This window comes from Nonomuraea sp. NPDC004354, from assembly GCF_053602555.1.
Map to the genome: position 1 here is coordinate 338423 of NZ_JBSGDV010000006.1, position 14671 is coordinate 353093.

At 72.0% G+C, this 14671-nt stretch carries 12 protein-coding genes; all 12 read right to left on the reverse strand.

Going from position 1 to position 14671, the window contains the following annotated elements; translation table 11 throughout:
• Positions 1-133 precede the first annotated feature (133 nt).
• On the reverse strand, positions 134-796 hold the full coding sequence (locus ACWENQ_RS20905) for a cell division protein FtsQ/DivIB (protein ID WP_354910345.1): 663 nt from the start codon (positions 794-796) through the stop codon (positions 134-136).
• Positions 793-2199 carry a UDP-N-acetylmuramate--L-alanine ligase gene (gene murC, locus ACWENQ_RS20910; RefSeq protein ID WP_449920997.1) on the reverse strand — a complete coding sequence of 469 codons (1407 nt, stop codon included), beginning with the start codon at positions 2197-2199 and terminating at the stop codon, positions 793-795. The genes ACWENQ_RS20905 and murC overlap by 4 nt, the downstream gene beginning before the upstream one ends.
• Positions 2196-3281 carry an undecaprenyldiphospho-muramoylpentapeptide beta-N-acetylglucosaminyltransferase gene (gene murG, locus ACWENQ_RS20915; protein WP_449920999.1) on the reverse strand — a complete coding sequence of 362 codons (1086 nt, stop codon included), beginning with the start codon at positions 3279-3281 and terminating at the stop codon, positions 2196-2198. The genes murC and murG overlap by 4 nt, the downstream gene beginning before the upstream one ends.
• A gap of 36 nt (positions 3282-3317) precedes the next feature.
• Positions 3318-4634 carry a putative lipid II flippase FtsW gene (gene ftsW / locus ACWENQ_RS20920; RefSeq protein WP_449921001.1) on the reverse strand — a complete coding sequence of 439 codons (1317 nt, stop codon included), beginning with the start codon at positions 4632-4634 and terminating at the stop codon, positions 3318-3320.
• A complete protein-coding gene (murD, locus tag ACWENQ_RS20925; protein ID WP_449921003.1) occupies positions 4631-5989 on the reverse strand; it encodes a UDP-N-acetylmuramoyl-L-alanine--D-glutamate ligase in 1359 nt (452 codons plus the stop codon). The genes ftsW and murD overlap by 4 nt, the downstream gene beginning before the upstream one ends.
• The gene (mraY, locus tag ACWENQ_RS20930; RefSeq protein WP_449921006.1) at positions 5986-7044 is read right to left on the reverse strand and encodes a phospho-N-acetylmuramoyl-pentapeptide-transferase; all 1059 of its coding nucleotides are present in this window, start codon (positions 7042-7044) and stop codon (positions 5986-5988) included. The genes murD and mraY overlap by 4 nt, the downstream gene beginning before the upstream one ends.
• Positions 7041-8453, reverse strand: a complete 1413-nt coding sequence (locus tag ACWENQ_RS20935; RefSeq protein ID WP_452415696.1) for a UDP-N-acetylmuramoyl-tripeptide--D-alanyl-D-alanine ligase — start codon at positions 8451-8453, stop codon at positions 7041-7043. The genes mraY and ACWENQ_RS20935 overlap by 4 nt, the downstream gene beginning before the upstream one ends.
• The gene (locus tag ACWENQ_RS20940) at positions 8450-9982 is read right to left on the reverse strand and encodes a UDP-N-acetylmuramoyl-L-alanyl-D-glutamate--2,6-diaminopimelate ligase (protein ID WP_452415697.1); all 1533 of its coding nucleotides are present in this window, start codon (positions 9980-9982) and stop codon (positions 8450-8452) included. The genes ACWENQ_RS20935 and ACWENQ_RS20940 overlap by 4 nt, the downstream gene beginning before the upstream one ends.
• Positions 9983-10022: 40 nt before the next feature.
• On the reverse strand, positions 10023-11753 hold the full coding sequence (locus tag ACWENQ_RS20945) for a peptidoglycan D,D-transpeptidase FtsI family protein (protein WP_452415698.1): 1731 nt from the start codon (positions 11751-11753) through the stop codon (positions 10023-10025).
• 611 nt (positions 11754-12364) lie between these two features.
• Positions 12365-12841 (reverse strand): hypothetical protein, encoded by a 477-nt coding sequence (locus ACWENQ_RS20950; RefSeq protein ID WP_449921011.1) that lies wholly within the window; start codon positions 12839-12841, stop codon positions 12365-12367.
• On the reverse strand, positions 12828-13757 hold the full coding sequence (gene rsmH, locus ACWENQ_RS20955; protein WP_449921014.1) for a 16S rRNA (cytosine(1402)-N(4))-methyltransferase RsmH: 930 nt from the start codon (positions 13755-13757) through the stop codon (positions 12828-12830). The genes ACWENQ_RS20950 and rsmH overlap by 14 nt, the downstream gene beginning before the upstream one ends.
• Positions 13758-14035: 278 nt before the next feature.
• Positions 14036-14467 carry a division/cell wall cluster transcriptional repressor MraZ gene (gene mraZ, locus ACWENQ_RS20960; protein WP_354910317.1) on the reverse strand — a complete coding sequence of 144 codons (432 nt, stop codon included), beginning with the start codon at positions 14465-14467 and terminating at the stop codon, positions 14036-14038.
• Positions 14468-14671 lie beyond the last annotated feature (204 nt).

Genomic DNA, 14671 nt, shown 5'->3' on the forward strand with positions numbered 1-14671 from the left:
TCAAGTTGAGATTCAGATTTATGTCAACCTGAGGATTGATACGGACAGTAGGAGTCGCCTACCGGGCGGGTCAACTAACCGCGCCGCAAGGCCGTCCGGCGTGTCGCGCGCTGTCCCATTCGCGACCACCATCTCATTTCATCGACACCACGTCGGGCGAACTGACGTCATACACCGTCGCCGTGCGCCGGAGCAGCGTTTCGAGCACCCGGACCTTGTCCGCGATCCGGTCGGCGCCGCCCCAGACGACCGTGCGGCCGTTGGTCAGCCGGAAGGAGATGCCCTCGGGCGACGTGGCCCGCACCTCGTCGATGCGCGCCAGCAGGCTGTCGGGCAACTCCCCGATCACCTTGATCGCCGCCACGGTCGAGGGGTCGGCGGGACCTGGCCGGTCCACCCGCAGGACGGGCAGCTGGGGCGGGGCGATCACGCGCACCTCGGTCACGAAGCCCTTGCGGTCGATCAGCGCCGCCTTGCCGCCGTACGGCACGACGGCGACGGGCCGGCGCTCGACCACCTCGATGGTGAGCGTGCTCGGCCACATCCGCTCGACCTTCGCCGAGGCGAGCTGCCTGATCTGCAGCACCCTGCCCTGGACCGCGTCGAGGTCGACGGTGGCCAGCGGATGCAGCTCGGCGACCGCGGCCTGTTTCCTGATCTGGTCGGCGGGGACTGTGAGATTTCCCACGATCTCCACCGACCGTACGCCCAGGACCGGCGAGAAGAACACCAGCCACACCGTCGAGCCCACCACGCCCGCGGTGAGCAACGCCACGAACGCCTGACGCGCTCTCACCTGGCTGACAGCTCCGCCACGATCCTCGGGCCGAGTTCGGTCACGTCGCCCGCGCCCATCGTGAGCACCACGTCGCCGGGCCTGGCCAGCGCGGCCACCAGGGCGGGCACGGCGGCCTTGTCGGGGGCGTAGGTCACGCTGCCCTCGGGCAACGGCACCCGGGAGGCCACCATGGCCCCTGAGACGCCGGGCTCGGGGTCTTCGCGCGCTCCGTAGACGTCGAGCACCACGGCCTGGTCCGCCAGGCCGAGCGCCACGCCGAACTCGTCGGCGAAGAACCTGGTGCGCGAGTAGAGGTGCGGCTGGAAGACCGCGATCACCCTGCCGTCGCCGGAGTAGGAGGCGACCACGTCATGCGCGGCGCGCAGGTCGGCGACCAGCTCGGTCGGATGGTGGGCGTAGCTGTCGAAGACGGCCACGCCGCCGGCCTCGCCCTTGGCCTCGAAGCGCCGCTTGGCCCCTGTGAAGGCCGACAGGCCCATTCTGATGTCCTCGAACGGCAGGCCCAGCTCGTCGGCCACGGCGATGACCGACGCGGCGTTGAGCGCGTTGTGGGCGCCCGGGACCGACAACCTGACCTCGCCCCTGCCGGCGACCTCGAAGACGACGCCGAAGCCGTCGGGGCGCACGCCGGTGATCCGGTAGTCGGCGTCGCCCGCCACGCCGTAGGTGACCACCTTGAGGCCCGCCTGGCGTGCCGGCTCGGCCAGCGCCGCGGCGCCCGGGTCGTCGACGCACAGCACCAGCGTGCGGCGCACCCGCTCGACGAAGCGGGCGAAGCTGTCGTGGACCGCCCGCGGGTCGCCGTAGTTGTCGAGATGGTCGGCCTCGACGTTGGTGACGACCGCGATGTCGGGGGCGAGCATGAGGAAGGAGCCGTCGCTCTCGTCGGCCTCGGCCACGAACACCTCGCCCGACCCCTCGTCGGCGCCGAGGCCCGTGGTGACGAGCTGGCCGCCCACGCAGTAGGAGGGGTCGGCGCCGCACTTCTGCAACGCGACCGTGAGCATCGAGGTCGTGGTGGTCTTGCCGTGGGTGCCCGCGATGGCCACGCCGGAGCGCCCGGCCATGACCGAGGCGAGCGCGGCGGCCCTCGGGATGATCCGCACGCCCTGCTTGATCGCCTCGCCGAGCTCGGGGTTGGAGTCGCGGATGGCGGTGGAGACCACGACGGTGTCGACGTTCTTGATGTGGGAGGCGGCGTGGCCGATGTGGACGGTGGCGCCCAGCTCACGCAGCTCCGTCACCAGCTCCGAGCTGCGCGCGTCGCTGCCGGAGACGTCGACGCCGCGCTTGAGCAGGATGCGGGCGATCCCCGACATGCCCGCGCCGCCGATGCCGATGAAGTGGACCCTGCCGAGGTCTTCGGCGGCCACCGGGTCGACCAGCCGTACCAGGTTCATGAGCGGCCTCCCGCGATCTCGAGCACCTTGCGGGCCAGGGCGACGTCGGCGTCCCTTCGCCCCATCGAGGCGGCGGCCTCCGACATCGTGGCGACCCGCTCGGGGTCGCGGAGGATGGGCAGCACGTTCTGGATGATCCAATCAGGTGAAAGGTCGGAGTCGTCGATCATGAGGCCGCCGCCCCCCTGCACGATCGGGGTGGCGTTGAGCTGCTGCTCGCCGTTGCCGTGCGGCAGCGGAACGTAGGCGGCCGGCAGCCCGACGGCGGTCAGCTCGGCGCAGGTGAGCGCGCCGCTCCTGCAGAGCGCGAAGTCGGCGGCGGCGTAGGCGAGGTCCATGCGGTCGACGTAGGGCAGCACGACGTACTGCGGGTCGCCCGGCGGAGGCTCCTCCTCCAGGGCGTTCTTCGGGCCCAGCACGTGCAGCACCTGCACGCCGGCCCGGCGCAGGGTGGGACCGGCCGCCAGCGCCGCCTGGTTGAGCGAGCGGGCGCCCTGCGAGCCGCCGAAGACCAGCAGCGTCGGCAGGTCGGTGCGCAGCCCGAACCACGAGCGGGCCTTGTCGCCCATGGAGAGCCGGTCGAGCTCGACGATCTGCCGGCGCAGCGGGATGCCGATGTACTCGGCCTTGGCCATGGTGCTCTGGGTGTGGCCCGTGAAGACGTGGTCGGTCAGCCGCGCGCCCAGCCGGTTGGCCAGGCCGGGGCGCGCGTTGGCCTCGTGGACCACGATCGGCAGCCCGCGCCGCCTGGCCGCCAGGTAGGCGGGGGTGGCCACGTAGCCGCCGAAGCCGACCAGGATGTCGGCCTGGACCTTGTCCATGACGCCGGCGGCCGCGTTGATGGCGCCCGCCAGCCGTCCAGGGACGGTCAGCAGCTGCGGGGTCAGCGCCCTCGGGAGTGGTACGGCCGGCACCAGCTGCAGGTCGTAACCCCTGGCCGGGACGAGCGTGGTCTCCAGGCCCCGCTCCGTGCCGAGACAGGTGACGCCGACGCCGGGCACGAGCCTGCGCAGCGCGTCACCCAGGGCCAGAGCCGGCTCGATGTGGCCGGCCGTCCCGCCACCGGCGAGGACCACCCTCATGTCGGTTTACTCCCTACTGATGAGAAACGTGCCGCCTTAACGTTCCGCATCTGGCCTGACTCGTCCAGTCGGCACATTCCTTGTTGGTCGTCTCGGTCGGCCCCGTTGCGCACCCCCCAGGCCCAGCCAGCTTAGAGCCCTCGCGGCCGGTCCGGGGCCACGCGCGGCCAGAGCCTCCTTGGCGCCAGGTTCGCGTTTGGCGAAAGACAGCAACATGCCGAGCGCGGCGAGCGTCGGCAACAACGCCGAACCACCGTAGGAGACCAGTGGGAGCGGGATGCCGGTGATGGGCAGCACGCCGATCACGGCGCCGATGTTGACGATCGCCTGCCCGGCGACCCAGGCGACCACGGCCGCGGCCGCCAGCCTGATGAAGGCGTCGTTGACGCGCATCGCCACCCGCAGGCCCGCGTAGCCGAGCAGGCCGAACAGCGCCATCACCGACAGCGTGCCCATCAGCCCCAGCTCCTCGCCGAGGATGGAGAAGATGAAGTCGCTCTCCGCGTGGGGGATCCAGCTCCACTTGCCCCTGCTGCTGCCGAGCCCGAGGCCGAACCAGCCGCCGGAGCCCATCGCGATCTGCCCCTGCACGGCCTGGTAGCCGGCGCCCTGGGCGTGGCCCCACGGGTCGAGCCAGCCGGTGATGCGGTCGGACCGGTAGCCCTCAGTCGTGATCATGAAGACGGTGGCGACCGTCATCATCGCGATGATGCCGCCGAACAGCTTCAGCGGCGCTCCCACCACCCACAGCAGCGCGAGGAAGATGAGCATCAGCACGAGCGTGGTGCCGAGGTCGCGGCCCAGCATGACCATGACGGCCAGGATCGCGGTGCCGGGCAGCAGCGGGATCAGCAGGTGGCGCCATTCGATGCGGCCCCCACGCGCCTTGCGGGCCAGCAGGTCGGCTCCCCACAGCGCCAGCCCGAGCTTGGCCGGCTCGGACGGCTGCAGGTAGATGGGCCCGATGTCGATCCAGCGCTGCGCGCCCAGCTGCGACTCGCCCGCGAAGATCACGATGCCCAGACCGATGATCGACAGCGCCATGAGCGGGTAGCCGGCCCAGCGGAAGAACCGGTGCGGCAGCCGCGAGCAGATCCACATCACGGGCACGCCGAGCGCGGCCGACATCGACTGCTTGACGAACCAGTAGAACGGGTCGCCGGTCTTCTGCAGCGCCTCGATGCTGGAGGCCGACAGCACCATCATCAGGCCGAGCGCCAGCAGCAGCGCGCTGCACCCGATGATCAGATAGTAGGTGGTCAGCGGCCGGTCGAGCAGCTCCTTGAGCCCGGCGGCCTGCTCCCTGACCCAGCCGGTCGGGCGGTCGACGGGGTTGTCGGCCGTCGTGCTCACGAACGCTCCCCCAGCTTGCCCACGGCGCGCGCGAAGGCCTCCCCCCGGGCCGGATAGTTGGCGAACATGTCGAGGGAGGCGGCGGCGGGAGCCAGCAGCACGGTGTCCCCGGGGGCGGCGAGCCTGGCGGCTTCGGTGACGACACGGTCCATCACCCCAGTGTCGCGATCGGCGAGGTCCACCACGGGGACATCCGGGGCGTGTCGCGCGAGCGCGCCGGCGATCGCGGCCCGGTCGACGCCGATGAGCACCGCGCCGCGCAGCCTGGGCGCGGCCCGCCGGACCAGGTCGTCGACGTCGGCGCCCTTGAGCTGCCCGCCGGCCACCCACACGATCGACGGGTAGGCGGCCAGCGAGGCGGCGGCCGCGTGGGGGTTGGTGGCCTTGGAGTCGTCGACGTAGTCGACCTCGCCGACCCTGCCGACGTGGGCCATGCGGTGCGGGTCGGGCACGAAGTCACGCAGGCCCTGGCGGACGGCCTCGGCCGGCACCCCGACCGTGCGGGCCAGGGCGGCGGCGGCCAGGGCGTTGGCGACGTTGTGCGGGGCGAAGGGGCGCACGTCGTCGAGCGTGGCCAGCTCCTCGGCCTGCCGTACCGGATCGGCGACGAAGGCGCGGTCGACCAGCAGGTCCTCCACCACGCCCAGCTGACCGGGCCGGGGCACCTGGAGGGTGAAGCCCACCGCCGGCCGGTACGGCTCGGCCAGCGCGCAGGCGATCGGGTCGTCGGCGTTGTAGACGACCGTGCCCGCCCGCTCGAAGATGCGGCCCTTGGCCCTGGCGTACTCCTCCAGCGAGCCGTGCCAGTCGAGGTGGTCGGGCGCGACGTTGAGGATCGCGGCGGCGTGCGGCGCGAGGGAGCCGGACCAGTGCAGCTGGAAGCTGGACAGCTCCACGGCCAGCACGTCGTACGGCCCGCCGACCGCCTCCACCACGGGCACCCCGACGTTGCCCACCGCCAGCGCCTTGCGGCCGGCCGCCAGCAGCATCGAGGTCAGCATGCGCACCACGGTCGTCTTGCCGTTGGTGCCGGTGAGCGCCAGCCACGGCGCGGCCTGCGCGGACCGCAGCCGCCACGCCAGCTCCACCTCACCGATCACCTCGACGCCCGCCGCGAGGGCGGCGGCGATCAGCGGATGGTGCGGCGCCCAGCCGGTGGTGACCAGCTCGCCCGCCTCCGCGGGCAGCTCCATGGAGCCGAAGCGCACCTCGACGCCGAGCCTGGCCAGCTCTCCCGCCACGACGCGCTGCCGCTCGCCGTCGACCGCCTCCAGCACCACCACGCGCTCGCCGCGGGCGGCCAGCACCCGCGCCGCGGCGGTGCCGGAGACGCCGAGTCCCGCTACGACGATCATGGCTTGGGCATCCACTCCACGTAGAACAGGCCGAGACCCACGGCCGCGCACAGACCCGCGATCAGCCAGAACCTGATCACGATCGTGGTCTCCGCCCATCCTTTCAGCTCGAAGTGGTGCTGGAGCGGAGCCATGCGGAAGACGCGTTTGCCGGTCATCTTGAAGAAGCCGACCTGGATGATCACCGACACCGTGATGATGACGCACATCCCGGCCAGGATCGCCAGCAGGAGCTGGGTGCGGGTGGTGATGGCCAGGCCTGCCAGCACGCCGCCGAGCGCGAGCGAGCCGGTGTCGCCCATGAAGATGCGGGCGGGCGGGGCGTTCCACCACAGGAAGCCGATGAGCCCGCCGAGCACGGCGGCGGCCACGACCGCGAGGTCGAGCGGGTCGCGTACCCAGTAGCAGTTGGGCCCGAGGTTGTCGATGCAGTTGTTGCGCAGCTGCCAGTTGCCGATCAGCACGTAGGCGCCGAGCACGGTGGCGGTGGCGCCGGAGGCCAGGCCGTCGAGGCCGTCGGTCAGGTTCACCGCGTTGGAGAAGCCGACGATCATGAAGATGACCCACGCGGCGAAGAGCACGATGGGGATCGACGGGCCGAAGTCGCGCAGGAACGACAGCTTCGTCTGCGCCGGCGTGATGCCGTAGACGTTGGGGAAGCGCACGACCAGGACGGCGAAGACGGCACCGACGACGAGCTGGCCGAGCGCCTTGGCGCCGCTGCGCAGGCCCAGGCTGCGCTGCTTGTAGATCTTGATGAAGTCGTCGAGGAAGCCCACCATGCCCAGGCCGGTCATGAGGAACAGCACCAGCAGGCCGGACACGGTCGGCGGTTCGAGCATGGCCAGGTGGGAGGCGGCGTAGGCCATGAGCGCGGCCAGCACGAAGACGGTGCCGCCCATGGTGGGCGTGCCCTTCTTGCTGAGGTGGGCCTCGGGGCCGTCGTCGCGGACCTCCTGGCCGTAGCCGCGCCGGGAGAAGAGCCTGATGGCCAGGGGGGTGCCGAGCATCGACAGGATCAGGCCCACCGCGCCGGCGATGATGATGTTGGTCACTTGGTGACCCTCCCGAGGACCAGCTCGGCGGTGCGCTGGAGGTCCATCGCGCGCGGCCCCTTCACCAGCACGGCGTCGCCCGGCCGCAGCCACTCGGCCAGCAGGGCGCCCGCGGCCTCGGCGTCCGGCACGTGCGCGATCGGTGGCTCGCCAGGCCCGCCGCGCGCGGCCGACTCCGCCGCTCCCGCGGCCGCTCCGCGCAGGACGGGTTCGGCGTCGGGGCCCGCCACGATCAGCCCGGACAGGCCCGCCAAGCCCGCCGTACGGCCGACGCCCTCGTTCAGCGCCTCGCTCTCCTCGCCGAGCTCGCGCAGCGAGGCGATGACGGCGAAGCGGCGCCGGCCCTTGCCGAGGACGGCGAGCGCCTCGAAGGCGGCGCGCATGGAGTCGGGGTTGGCGTTGTAGGCGTCGTTGATCACGGTGACGCCGTCGGCGCGGTCGGTGACCTCCATGCGCCACCGGCTGCGCGGCTCGGCCTGCGACAGCTCGTCGGCGATGGTGGTCAGCGGCAGGCCGAGCTCGTAGGCGGTGGCCGCGGCGGCCAGCGCGTTCTCCACGGCGTGCGCGCCGTGGAGCCTGAGCGCCACGTGGGCGGCGCCCGAGGGGGTGCGCAGCGTGAACGAGGCGCGTCCGCGCTCGTCGACGGTGACGTCATCGGCGCGGACGGCGGCGTCCTCGGCCTGGCCGAAGAGCGTGACCCGGGCCCTGGTAAGGCCGGCCATCTCGCGCACCAGCGGGTCGTCGGCGTTGAGCACCGCGACGCCGTCGGCGGGCAGCCCCTCGACCAGTTCGCCCTTGGCGGCGGCGATGGCCTGCTTGCCGCCGAACACGCCCAGGTGCGCGGTGCCGACGTTGAGCACCACGCCGATGCGGGGCGGGGCGATGCGGACCAGGTCGGCGATGTGGCCCGCGTGGCGGGCGCCCATCTCCAGGACCAGGAAGCGGGTCTCGTGCTCGGCCCGCAGCACGGTCAGCGGGTGGCCGATCTCGTTGTTGAAGTTGCCGGCCGGCGCGATCGAGGGGCCCATGCGGGCGGTCAGCCTGGCCAGCAGGTCCTTGGTGGTGGTCTTGCCCGCCGAGCCGGTGAGGCCGATCACGGTGGCGGACGGCAGCGCGCCTGCCACGGCCCTCGCCAGGTCGGCCAGCGCCCGCACCGGGTCGGCCACGACGACCGAGGGCGCCGCCAGCGGCCTGGTGGCCAGCACGGCCACGGCGCCGGCCGCCATCGCCTGGTCGGCGAAGTCGTGGCCGTCGACGCGGGCGCCCTTGATGGCCACGAACAGCGATCCCGGCTCGACGGCCCGCGAGTCGATCACGACGGGGCCGCGCACCACCGCGCGTGGGTCCGTCATGCCTGACAGGGCGCCGGAGGTTATCTCGGCGATCCTGGCCAGCGGCATCGGGATCATAGGTTCTTCCTGCTTTCCTTGCGTGCGTCGATCGCCTCGGCGACCACGGCCCTGTCGTCGAAGGGGATCACGTCGCCTGAGATGTACTGGCCCTGCTCGTGGCCCTTGCCCGCCACGACGAGCACGTCGCCGCGCTCGGCCGTCTCGACCGCCAGCCTGATCGCCGCGGCCCTGTCGGGCTCGACGATCACGTGGGCGCGTCGCTCGCGCGGCACCTGGAGCGCTCCGTCCATCATCGCCGCCAGGATGGCCAGCGGGTCCTCCGAGCGCGGATTGTCGCTGGTGAAAATCGCCACATCGGCCAGCCTCGCGGCGGCCTCCCCCATGAGGCGACGCTTGCCCTTGTCACGGTCGCCGCCGCAGCCGAGCACGACCGTCAGCCTGCCGGTGGTCACCGACCGCAGCGAGGTCAGGACCGACTCGACGGCGCCGGGTTTGTGCGCGTAGTCGACGATCGCCTGGAACTCCTCGCCCGGTGAGGTGACGCGCTGCATCCGGCCGGGCACGCCCGTCATGGCGCCCACGCCGTGCGCGGCGGTGCGCACCGGGACGCCCGCCTCGACCAGCGTCACGATGGCGCCGAGGGCGTTGGCGACGTTGAACGGGCCGGGCAGCGAGATCGCCACGTCCTCCTCGACGCCGCCGGGCCCGACGACCCTGAAGGCGCTGCCGTCGGAGCCGAACCTGACGTCGAAGGCGCGCCAGTCGGCGGCGGGGTCGCCGGTGGCGGAGAACGTGGTCATCGGGATCTTGGCCAGCTGGAGCAGCTCGCGCCCGTGGGGGTCGTCGAGGTTGGTCACGCCCGTCCTGCTGAACTCGGGCTGGAACAATCTCACCTTGGTGGCGAAGTAGTCGTCGAAGTCCTTGTGGAAGTCGAGGTGGTCCTGCGACAGGTTGGTGAAGAGCGCCACGTCGTAGAAGACGCCGTCGACCCTGCCCAGGGCGAGGGCGTGGCTGGAGACCTCCATCGCGGCCGCCGTGACGCCGCGCTCGCGCATGAGCGCGAACAGGCCGTGCAGGTCGGAGGCCTCCGGCGTGGTCAGCTTGGGCTGGATGACCAGGTCGCCGGCGTGGATCTCGACGCCGCCCACCAGGCCCGTGGTGTGGCCGGCCGCGCGCAGCCCCGCCTCCAGCAGGAACGTGGTGGTCGACTTGCCGCTGGTGCCGGTCACGCCCAGGACGCAGATGTCGTGGCTGGGCTGGCCGTACACCCAGGAGGAGATCTGGCCGAGCAGGGAGCGCGGCTCGGAGACGACCAGCACCGGCAGGCCGGTGGCGACGGCGGCGTCGCGGCCGGCCGGATCCGTCAGGACGGCGACCGCCCCTCGCGCCATCGCCTGGGCGGAGAAGTCGGCGCCGTGGGCGGTGTTGCCGGGCAGCGCGACGTAGAGGTCGCCCTGCCCGACCTGGCGGGAGTCGATGGTGACGCCGGTCACCGCGGCCAGCGGTGAGCGGGAGCTGCCTGACGGAGCGTCAAGCATGGTGGCCAGCCCGCTCAGCGGTCGAGGCGGGCTGGACGTGGGACGCATAGACGACGGGGGACGCACGGCGGCAGCGTACCCTCCCTGTTCACTGTCCGGTGCCGATCCGCGCGGGCGACGCGGTCGGGGCTGTGGGCGGAATCTTCCTGCTCTTGATGGCGAACGTCATCACGTCCTTGAACACAGGGGCCGCGATGTGCCCGCCGTAGATGTCCTTGGCCGGCTTCTGCACCACCGCGAGGACCACGAGCTCGGGTTTGTCCGCGGGAGCGAAACCGACGAAGGAGGCGGTGTAGCCGTTGTAACGGCCCAACTGCTGATCGTATCGGTTGGCGGTGCCTGTCTTGCCCGCCACCCGGTAGCCCGGGATGGCCGCCAGCGTACCCGTGCCCTCGGCGCTGACGGCACCCTCCAGCATGGAGGCGATCTCGCCGGCGGTCTGCTCGCTCACCACCCTGGTCTGCTTGCCGGGCTTGGCGGGGACGAACCTGCCGTGCTCGTCGGTCTCCCCCGCCACGATCTGCGGCTGCACCCTGACCCCGCCGTTGGCGATGGTCTGGTAGACGCTGGCGGTCTGCAGGGCGGTCACCGACACGCCCTGGCCGTAGGCGACCGTGCAGCGCTGGGTGCCCGACCAGCCCTTGTAGTCGGGCAGCAGGCCCGCCTCCTCGCCCGGCAGGCCGACCCCCGGCCGGACGCCGAAGCCGAAGCCCTTGAGCATCTCGAACAGCCGCTGGTCGCCGACCCTGCGCGCGGCCTGGATGGTGCCGACGTTGCTGGAGGTCTCCACGACCTTCTTGAACGTCATCGTCTCCGTCTTGTGCGGGTGGGAGTCGCGCAGCGTCTGGTCGGCGCACCTGATGTGGTCGGCGACGCGGAAGGTGGTGTCCGGACGTACGGCTCCCGCCTCGATCGCGGCCGCGGCGGTGATGACCTTGTTGGTGCTGCCCGGCTCGAACACCTCGGCCACGGCCCGGTTGACGTAGGAGGTGTCGGACGCCTTCTGCCAGTTGTTCAGGTCGAGCTCGGGCGCGTTGGCCATGGCGATGATCTGGGCGGTCCTGACGTCCATGACGATCGCGGTGCCGCTGATCGCGCCGCTGGCGGCGACCTGCTCGGTGATGGCCTTCTGGGCGGCCCACTGGATGTCGCGGTCGATGGTCAGGCGCACGTCGCGACCGGCGACCGGGGCCTGGCGCTGGCTGCGGGTCATCGGGATGCGCTGGCCGTCGCGGCCCTGCTCCACGCTCTGCTTGCCGTCCTGGCCCGCCAGCCGGGAGTCGCGCATCCGCTCGACGCCCTCGAGCCCGGCGCCGTCGTCGCCGACGAAGCCGATGAGCGTGCCGGCCAGGTCGCCGGCCGGGTAGGTCCTGCGGTAGGTCTTCTTCGTGGTGACGGCCGGCAGCCCGTGGTCGAGGACCCTGTCGGCGACCACGGGGTCGACGTCACGGGCGATGAGCTCGTAGCGCGAGGTGGTCCTGGCCAGCTTGGCCAGGATGTCGGCCTCGGGCTTGCCCAGTTCCCTGGCCAGCACCGAGGTCACCTTGGCGTACTGCTCGGGACGGACCTTGCTCGGGTCGATCGCGATCTCCCGTGCCTCGACCGTGACGGCGAGCTCGTGGCCGTTGACGTCGGTGATGGAGCCGCGCTTGGCGGGGATGACCTCGCTGATCACCCGCTGGTCGGCGGCCTTGGCCTCGTAGATCTTGGAGTCGAGGCCCTGCAGCTGGATGAGCCGCCCGGCGAAGATCGACAGGATGAAGGTCATGCCGATCAGCCCGATGTTGAGGCGCCGGCGGGGGTTGCCCAGGCGCAGCACCAGCGGCGGGCGTGGCGGCCTCGGTGGGGGCGGCGGCCTGCGCGGCTGCCGGCGCGGGCCCTGCGGCTGGCCCTGGGACCCGCCCGGAGGCCGGCCGGAGGTCCTGCCGTGCGGCGGGCGGGGTTCGCGACGCTGCTCGCCTCGGGGGCCGGGCACGGTGGCCTCGCCGCGGCCGCGCCTGGCGTCCCTGGCGTCGGCTCCGGTCAGGCCGCGCGGCAGCTCGAAAGGGTCGTTCCCGCGCCGGTTGGACCCGCCCGGACCTCCGGGCTCGGCGCCGGCCGGTCGGGGACGGCCGTCCTGGCCCGATCTCCGGTCGGAGGGCGTGCGGTTCTCACCCGCTCGCCGGTCGGACGGCGTGCGGTTCTCACCACCCGGACGGTCGGCCGGCCCCGGGCGCCCGTCGGCGTCGCCACGGCGGGGCCGGCCCGGCTCGCCGTCCCTGCGGCGGGGCGGCTCGTCGCGCGGCCCTTCGGAGCGTCCGGATCCGGTGCCGCCCTGCCGTCCCGATCGTCCGGGACCGCCCGGCGTACGACGAACGGCGCCGGGCCCTCCCTGAGAGCCGGCGCCGCCACCACCGCGGCCGGGGCCCTGACCCCTGCCGCCTGTCTCTCTCACCTGTCCGCGCCCGACTTACCCGGGTAGAGAACGTTGACGTCGGGGTCGGACACCTGCCCCTGCCGCTCCGCGGCCTCGGCGAGGCTGCCGGGCTGCTCCAGCTCGGCGATCTTCCGCTTGGCGCTGTCGGACTGCCGCTGCATCTCGGCGATCTGCTCGCGCAGCTCGCTGGCGGTGAAGGAGTCGCGAGCCAGGACGGTGTTGAGCAGCAGCAGGCTGACCAGGCCACCGCACAGCAGGCCGACGACGAGCAGCACGAAGGGGGCGCGCTGCTTGCGCGGCATCGGCCGCCGCACGCGCACCGGCGCGCCGTCCTGCGCCGGGGCCGGCCGCTGACCGATCGGCCGGTCAACGGCCGGCCTGGGCGCGCGCGAAGCGTCCTGCTCGCGCACGCCGGTCCTCGCCGGAGCGGTCCTGGGCACGCCGCCCCTGACGGGCGCACCCCGCCTGATCTCCTGCTCAGTCCTCGTCAACACGGATCCTCTCTGCCGCCCGCAGCCGGGCCGAGGCCGCCCGCGGATTGCGGGCGAGCTCTTCGTCAGTCGGGAGCTCTGCTCCCCTCGTCAGGAGGCGGAACCGCGGCTGGTGAGCCGGCAGCGGGACGGGCAGCCCCGGGGGGCTGGTGTCCCTGGTTCGCGCCGCGAGCACCTGCTTGGTCAGCCGGTCCTCGAGGGAGTGGTAGGAGAGCACGACGACTCTCCCACCGAGCGCCAGCGCGTCGAGGGCCGCGGGAAGCGCCGCCTCGAAGGCGGTCAGCTCCGCGTTGACCTCGATACGCAGCGCCTGAAAAGTCCTTTTGGCGGGGTTGCCACCGGTGCGTCGGGTAGCGGCGGGAATCGCCGCGCGAACGATGTCCGCGAGCCGCTTAGTCGACGTTATGGCTTCCCTGGCCCTTTCCTTGACAATGAGCCCCGCGACACGCGGTGCGAACCTTTCCTCTCCGTAATCTCGGAGGATGCGGGTCAGCTCGGCCGCGGAGTAGGTGTTGACCACTTCCTCGGCCGTGAGCGCCTGCTCGGTGTCCATCCGCATGTCAAGGGGAGCGTCGTAGGAGTAGGCGAAGCCCCGTTCGCCCTCGTCGAGCTGGGGCGAGGAGACGCCCAGGTCGAACAGGACCCCGTCGACCACCGGCCGGCCCGCCTTCGCCAACACCGAGGCCAGCTCGTCGGACGAGGCGTGGACCAGCGTGACGCGGTCGGCGAAGGGCGCGAGCCTGCGCGTGGAGAAGTCGATGGCGAAGGGATCGCGGTCGATTCCGACCAGGTGCAGCGCCGGATGCGCGGCCAGCAGCGCCTCGGAGTGACCGCCGAGGCCGAGGTTGGCGTCGACGACCACCGGCGCCGGGCCCGCCAGCGCGGGGGCGAGGAGTTCCAGGACCCGCTCGAGCATCACGGGAACGTGACCACCCGTGCCCGCAGCGTTGCCTTCCACGTGCATTGCTGAAACCCCCCTCCAACTAAGAATGCGTCCATACTCGCGGATGACGCTAAGGCTCGATCCCGGTGCCCCGTCGCCAGGTCCCCACCCGTAGCCGCCCGGCCAGGTCCCCATCCGCACCCGCTTCGTGGACGCCTGCCATCTGACACCGGGGAAGGTGCATCAGCTGGCGGGCGAGTGGTTGCGGGTGGAGACCTCGCCGAACGACATCACCGACGGATCGGCCGTGACTAGAGAATCCCTGGCAGCACCTCCTCCGACAGATCGGCGAAAGCCTGCTCCTGGTCGGCCAGATAGGTCTCCCAGGCCTGCTGGGCCCAGATCTCCAGCCGGGTGTTGGCGCCGATGACCACGCAGTCACGCTCCAGACCCGCATATGCCCTCAGGGCCTGGGGAATCGTGATGCGCCCCTGCTTGTCCGGAGTCTCGTCGGACGCGCTGGCGAAGAAGACGCGGCTGTAGTCCCGGACCGCCTTGGCGGTGACCGGGGCGGTGCTGAGAGCCTCGGTAATGCGCTGGAACTCCCCCACGGGAAAGACGTAGAGGCATCGCTCCTGGCCTTTGGTGATCACAAGACCCTCCGCCAGCTCCTCACGGTACTTAGCCGGCAGGAACAGCCGTCCCTTGTCGTCCAGACGCGGTTGATGGGTGCCGAGGAACACCGGCCCCACCTCCCGTGCCTCGTGAAGCGCTCAGTGCTGGTGCACCTGCCCTCCACTGCGCACCACCATACTCCACTTCTCCCCACCGTCAACTGATTCGAACCCTCTTCGGTCGCCATTCGATCAGCGTTTACGCAGGTCAGAGCGGTGGAGCGGAGTGGGGGGCGGCGGACGGCCCGCGGGCGGCGCGGGCGTGTCGAACGC

Excerpts from the sequence above, each read along its gene's own strand:
- ACWENQ_RS20940 (WP_452415697.1), bottom strand. The coding sequence starts at position 9,982 with ATGCGTCCCACGTCCAGCCCGCCTCGACCGCTGAGCGGGCTGGCCACC.
- rsmH (WP_449921014.1), bottom strand. The coding sequence starts at position 13,757 with ATGCTCGAGCGGGTCCTGGAACTCCTCGCCCCCGCGCTGGCGGGCCCG.
- murD (WP_449921003.1), bottom strand. The coding sequence starts at position 5,989 with ATGATCGTCGTAGCGGGACTCGGCGTCTCCGGCACCGCCGCGGCGCGG.
- murC (WP_449920997.1), bottom strand. The coding sequence starts at position 2,199 with ATGAACCTGGTACGGCTGGTCGACCCGGTGGCCGCCGAAGACCTCGGC.
- murG (WP_449920999.1), bottom strand. The coding sequence starts at position 3,281 with ATGAGGGTGGTCCTCGCCGGTGGCGGGACGGCCGGCCACATCGAGCCG.
- ACWENQ_RS20935 (WP_452415696.1), bottom strand. The coding sequence starts at position 8,453 with ATGATCCCGATGCCGCTGGCCAGGATCGCCGAGATAACCTCCGGCGCC.